This window comes from Candidatus Phytoplasma citri (assembly GCF_002009625.1).
Lineage (GTDB): Bacteria > Bacillota_I > Bacilli_A > Acholeplasmatales > Acholeplasmataceae > Phytoplasma > Phytoplasma citri.
The window spans coordinates 1-5,680 of record NZ_MWKN01000052.1 but is presented as its reverse complement, the minus strand read 5'-3'; the positions used below and the strand labels follow the sequence as shown (position 1 = coordinate 5,680).

At 21.7% G+C, this 5,680-nt stretch carries 4 protein-coding genes and 1 pseudogene; 3 read left to right on the top strand and 2 right to left on the bottom strand.

All coding sequences use genetic code 11. The features are described from left to right. Positions 1-101 precede the first annotated feature (101 nt). Both B2G44_RS02335 and B2G44_RS01780 read right to left on the bottom strand, forming a co-directional pair. A pseudogene (locus tag B2G44_RS02335) lies at positions 102-206 on the bottom strand (tRNA pseudouridine synthase); the annotation flags it as partial. A gap of 64 nt (positions 207-270) precedes the next feature. Then, positions 271-588 carry a thioredoxin family protein gene (locus B2G44_RS01780; protein WP_078123133.1) on the bottom strand — a complete coding sequence of 106 codons (318 nt, stop codon included), beginning with the start codon at positions 586-588 and terminating at the stop codon, positions 271-273. A 592-nt stretch (positions 589-1,180) separates the two neighbouring features. Between B2G44_RS01780 and B2G44_RS01775 the strand changes: the two genes are divergently transcribed. From B2G44_RS01775 to B2G44_RS01765, 3 genes are all read left to right on the top strand, one after another. Further along, positions 1,181-2,485: a trigger factor gene (locus B2G44_RS01775; protein WP_078123132.1), complete on the top strand. Its 1,305-nt coding sequence runs from the start codon at positions 1,181-1,183 to the stop codon at positions 2,483-2,485. Between the two features lie 104 nt (positions 2,486-2,589). Further along, on the top strand, positions 2,590-4,977 hold the full coding sequence (gene lon, locus B2G44_RS01770) for an endopeptidase La (RefSeq protein ID WP_078123131.1): 2,388 nt from the start codon (positions 2,590-2,592) through the stop codon (positions 4,975-4,977). 453 nt (positions 4,978-5,430) lie between these two features. Then, positions 5,431-5,640, top strand: coding sequence for a hypothetical protein (locus B2G44_RS01765; protein ID WP_078123130.1), 210 nt, complete (start codon positions 5,431-5,433; stop codon positions 5,638-5,640). The last annotated feature ends 40 nt before the right edge of the window (positions 5,641-5,680 follow it).

Sequence of the window (5,680 nt, the reverse complement as noted above, 5' to 3'; positions counted from 1 at the left end):
TCTGGCATTCTTTCGTTTGTCAGACCGACCATCTCCTTTCAGGGTTTATCAGCCCTGGCTATTGGTTAGATAGCACGAAATTTAGGCCTCTTTGGCGCCCTTCCTGTATGTCCTGCTTTTTCTAAATTTAATTTTTTTTTGATAAATTTAACAACATCATGTGATGAAATACCAGAAGTTTTATTTATTAAAAAAAATCCCTCCATTTTGTTATAAATCATATTTTGTTTCCTATTTTTATTCGATATTAAAAAAATTTAAAAATATTATTTAATCTTCTATATCATCTGTTATAAAAGCGAATAATTCTGATAAAGATAAATAACCTACATTTTTTTTAATTAATTTAGTATTTTTATATAATAGTAAACTAGGATAACTTGTAATATTATATTTTTTAGCTAAAGCAAAGTTTTCGTGCCCGTTAATTTTGATAATTTCAATATTGGGGTTTTCTTTTTTAATTTGTTCCAGATGAGGCATTAATTTTTGACAAGGAGGACAATGTGTTAGAAAAAAATCAATTAACAATAATTTATTTTTGTTTTTAATAATTAATTTATCTAAATTTTCTATAGAATGTTGCATTATTTATTATTTTAGTCCTTTCTTAAATTTTAATAAATATATAATATGTTTATATATTTAGTTAAAATTATTTTTGAGAATTTCATTTTTTCTCTAGATTTATGTAAATTAATGTTTAAAAATTAAAATTAATTTACGCTTATATATTATAATGATTTAAAGAAATTAAAAATTTTATTATTGTTGTATAAATTAAATATTAATTTAAATTATTATGTATTAATAATTATTTATTAAGTTATTTATTTTTTTAAAATTTTTTAATATCAAAAAGTAATTGAATCAAAAAAATAGGAATTATTATTTTTTTTGATAAAATTTAGTATGTATTAATCTTTATTATTAAAATAATAATATGTAAAAATGTTTTTTAAATTATTGAATCTTTTTATATTTGAATTATAATTATTAGATAAAAAGGTTTTAAAAATACTACTATTTATATTTGTAATTGTATAAAGTTTTTTATTATATTAAAAATGCTTTATAATTTTAATTTTGATTATTTCTTGTTATATAAATAAGATTAAAAAAATTTTTTCTTTATATTACTATGAATTTTTAAAAAAGTGATTTACTAGGTGATAAAATAATGAAAATTGAATATATAAAAAATGATTTTGTGAAATATAATTTCGATATTAATCCTCAAGAATTTGAATTTTTTTTACAAAAATCTTTTGATAATATCAAAAATGATATTAAAATTAAGGGTTTTCGAAAAGGTTTTGTGAATAGATTATTATGTGAAAAATATTTTGGCGAAAGATTTTTATATCAAAAAGCTATTACATTTTTAGTTGAATCAAAAATTAATGAAATTTTGACAAAAGATGAAAATAAAATTATGGGACAACCCGAGATTGTTGATTTTGATCTAAATAAAATAGAACGAAATCATAATTTTTCTTTAATAATTAAATTTGCATTAAAGCCAAAAATTGATTTGTGTGATTATAAAAATATTAACATACCTATTAACAAAAAAAATCAAGATGTTTTAGTAACAGAAGAGGAAATCAATAAATCTATTCGACAATGGTTAAATATAGCATTTAAAGAGCAAGGTTTTATATTAAAAAATAAATATTGTCAATATTTTTTTAATTTAGAAATACGACATAAAAATTTAGTTATTTTGGAAGAAAATAATATCTGTTTTGATTTTGATAATGGCAATTATATTATTGAATATTTATCTTCCCACATATTAGGAATGAAAGAAAAAGAATATCGTAATTTAAAAATTAAATTTCCTAATACATTTTCAAATTCAAAATTATCGGGTAATAATGTTAAAATAAAATTATTTTTAAATAAAATTAATGTTATATCGGATATTGATTTGAACGCAGATATAATTAACCAATTGCATTTATCTGAAAATTTTCCTAAAATTGAAAATTTAATCGATTATTTCCAGAAACAATTGCAATTTAATAAAAAAGAATTTTTAAAAAAACAAGAAATACAACAAATTGTGGAATATTTGTTAAAAAATTCAAGTATTGATATATCTCAACATTTATTACAAAATCATATTTTAATGACAGAAAATAAAATTCAAAAACAATTAAAAAACAAAGATTCTAATTTAATCGAATATTTTCAAAAAAATAATTTGTCAGAATCAGATTTTAAAAAACAAATGATTGAAGAGAATGTAAAAAAAATAAAGATAGCCTTTTTGTTAGAAGAAATCGCTCTTAAAGAGAATATTCGTATTTTAGATGATGAAATTCAAAATTTTTATCAAAATTTATTTCATAGTTCGAATTTTAATAATTTGGAAGATTTTCAAAAAAAATATGACTTTAACTATATTAAAACAACTTTATTACATAATAAAGTTATAGATTTTTTATGGAATAATTCCTCTTTTAATAAAAATTCTTAATTATTTTTAATATTTTAATTATTTTATAAGAATTAGAAATTAAATATTATCTAATTTTTATATTATTAATAAGTTTAATTTTATTTTCAAGAGAGAGGCGAATAATGAATAAAAAAATTAAATTAACTCAAATAGAAGGCGATAATAAATTCGAATATATTGAAGGTGTTGAGGTTCCTTATGAATTACCTGCAATTATTGTACGTGATGTGATACCTATTCCTAATAATGATTTCAGGATAGAAATAGGACGTGATTTTTCGATAAACGCTTTAAAATATGCCGAAAAAAGTAAATTTCCTTATGTAGTTATTTTGCCTCAAAAAATATTTGCTTTAGAAGATCCTGAAATAATAGATATTGCAGAATATGGGGTATTAGCTCGAATTATCGCTTCAGTTAAAATTCTTAATAGTTCTATTTATAAAGTTAAATTTCGTTTATTAAAAAGAATTAAAACAACTTCAATTTTAAAAAAAGATAATTTTTTTAATGTCACATATGTTCCAGTCGCTACTGAATTAAGTGATGATATCAAAAAAGAAGAAGCTTTGATTAAATTAGTTATGGAACAAATAACTTCTAATACAAGTCAATTTTTATTTATATCTGAAAATAATTTGTTAGAACAAATTCAAAATGGTATTGATACTGAAAAAATAGCTGATTTAATTATTTTTGCTTTAAAAATTGATGAAAAAGAAAAATATAAGTATTTACAAGAAACAAATTTAAATAATAGATTATTTTATATTTTACAAGATATTCATAAAAAGATTGATATTATCGAATTAGAAAATAAAATAAATGAAGAAGTTAAACGTAGTATTGACGAAAATCAAAAAGAATTTTATCTTAGAGAAAAAATACGTGCTATTCAAAATGAATTAGGTGATAGGGCTAAAAAAGAAGAAGAAATAGAAACTTTAAGATCGCAAATTAAAAATTCTAAAATGCCGATAAATATTAAAGAAAAAGCATTACAAGAATTGTCTCGTTATCAATCCATTTCTTCAGCGGTAGCTGATTCTTTTGTGATTAGAAATTATTTAGATTTTTTAATAGCTTTGCCTTGGGGTATAAAAAGTAAAGATGTTAATAATTTAGAAAAAATTCGTATGGTTTTAGAAAAAAATCATTATGGTTTACAAGAAGCCAAAGAACGAATTTTAGAATATGCTGCTGTTAGAATTATGACTAAACATAACGCTCAAACGATATTATGTTTGGTAGGCCCTCCGGGTGTAGGTAAAACTACTTTAGCTATTTCTATAGCGGAAGCTTTAGGACGTAAATTTGTTAAACAATCTTTAGGAGGTTTACAAGAGGAAAGCGAATTTAAAGGTCACAGAAGAACTTATGTTGGAGCTATGCCTGGCCGTATTTTGGATGGTATTAAAAATGTAGGAGTTATAAATCCTGTATTTTTGTTAGATGAAATAGATAAATTAGTAAATAATTTTCATCATAATCCGGAATCTTCTTTATTAGAAATTTTGGATCCGAATCAGAATAAAACTTTTGTAGATCTTTATTTATCTGAACCTTTTGATTTGTCGCAAGTATTATTTATAACTACTGCTAATGATATTAGTAATATTTCTGCCCCTTTAAGAGATAGATTAGAAATTATCGAATTAAATTCTTATACAGAAAAAGATAAGTTAAATATTGCTAAACAACATTTGATTCCAAAACTGTTAAAAGAACATGGTTTAAAAGCAACAAAATTTTCTGTTAGTGATTCTGCTTTAATTAAAATTATTAGGAATTATACTAAAGAAGCTGGAATTAGAAATTTAAGTCAAAAAATAGCTACTTTAATTCGCAAAACAATAAAAAATATTTTAATTAAAAAAATAACTTGCGCTAATATTAACGAAAACAATTTAGAAGATTTTTTAGGAAAAATAATTTATTATGATTTATTAACCGAAAAAAAACCTCAAATAGGCGTTGTTAACGGATTAGCTTATACCGCAGTAGGAGGAGATGTATTATCTATTGAAACTACTTGTTATCCTGGCAAAGGTAAGTTAGTTTTAACTGGTCATTTAGGAAAGGTTATTGAAGAAAGTGCCATTACTGCTTTTAGTTTTTTAAAAGCTAACGCTCACAAATTAGGCATCGATTACGACATGTTTAAACAAAAAGATTTTCATATTAATTTTGTCGAAAGCGCAGTTCCTAAAGATGGACCTTCTGCTGGTGTAACCATAGCTACATCTTTATTTTCTGTAATGACTAGTCGAAAGGTTAAAGAAAATATAGCAATGACTGGAGAAATTAGATTAACTGGAGATGTAGTAGCTATAGGCGGATTAAAAGAAAAAGTTTTAGCCGCTGATAGAATAGGTATAAACATCGTTTTTATTCCGAAAGCTAATTCTAAGGATATCGATGATATTCCTGAAGAAGTTCGTAGTAAATTAAAAATTATAACTATTCAAAATGTTAAAGATATCTTTTCTGAAGCTTTTATTTCTTCTTAATTTAAAAAGATGAAAATAATTTTGATATTTAATATTTATTGGTTTGGAAATTTTTTCAAAATTATAATTTTAAAACTAATTTAAAAATTATTTTAACAATAAAAAAATATAATTATAAATTAAAAAAATACCAAAAGATTAATTGACATATATAGTTAGTATTTTTGTATCAAAAATAATTTAGGGCAAATAATGAATTAATTTTGAAATATTTTGTTAAGATATTAATAATAAGATAAAGAAAAATTTAATTTAAATTTTAATTTGAAATAGTTCAAATAGAATCTCTTTCAAAGATATTAAACTTTTTATGCCGGAAAAAATATTTTTTCCGGTTTTATAAATAATTAATATCGATTATGAAATCATAAATAAACATTTATTGAAAATTCATTAATCTATCATAATTTCAATGAATGTATTTAATTTAAAAATTAATAAAAAGGTGATAATATGTTCGCATTACCTAATTATGTTATTTACATTATTTGTATTATTATTCTTGTTAGTGTTTTGTTTTCATCTGAAGTAGATGTTACTGATGCATTTGCAGAACAATATGGTACTTACAAAAGTAATCAAAGTATTGATAAATTTAATCGTTTCATTAGTATTTTAGTTTTAATTATCTTTTTGCAATTTTTTATTCAACAATCATTTTAATGATGATTAAAAAATTATGGGCGCCAAAAGCGCCATAAAT

Excerpts from the sequence above, each read along its gene's own strand:
- B2G44_RS01780 (WP_078123133.1), bottom strand. The coding sequence starts at position 588 with ATGCAACATTCTATAGAAAATTTAGATAAATTAATTATTAAAAACAAA.
- B2G44_RS01775 (WP_078123132.1), top strand. The coding sequence starts at position 1,181 with ATGAAAATTGAATATATAAAAAATGATTTTGTGAAATATAATTTCGAT.
- lon (WP_078123131.1), top strand. The coding sequence starts at position 2,590 with ATGAATAAAAAAATTAAATTAACTCAAATAGAAGGCGATAATAAATTC.
- B2G44_RS01765 (WP_078123130.1), top strand. The coding sequence starts at position 5,431 with ATGTTCGCATTACCTAATTATGTTATTTACATTATTTGTATTATTATT.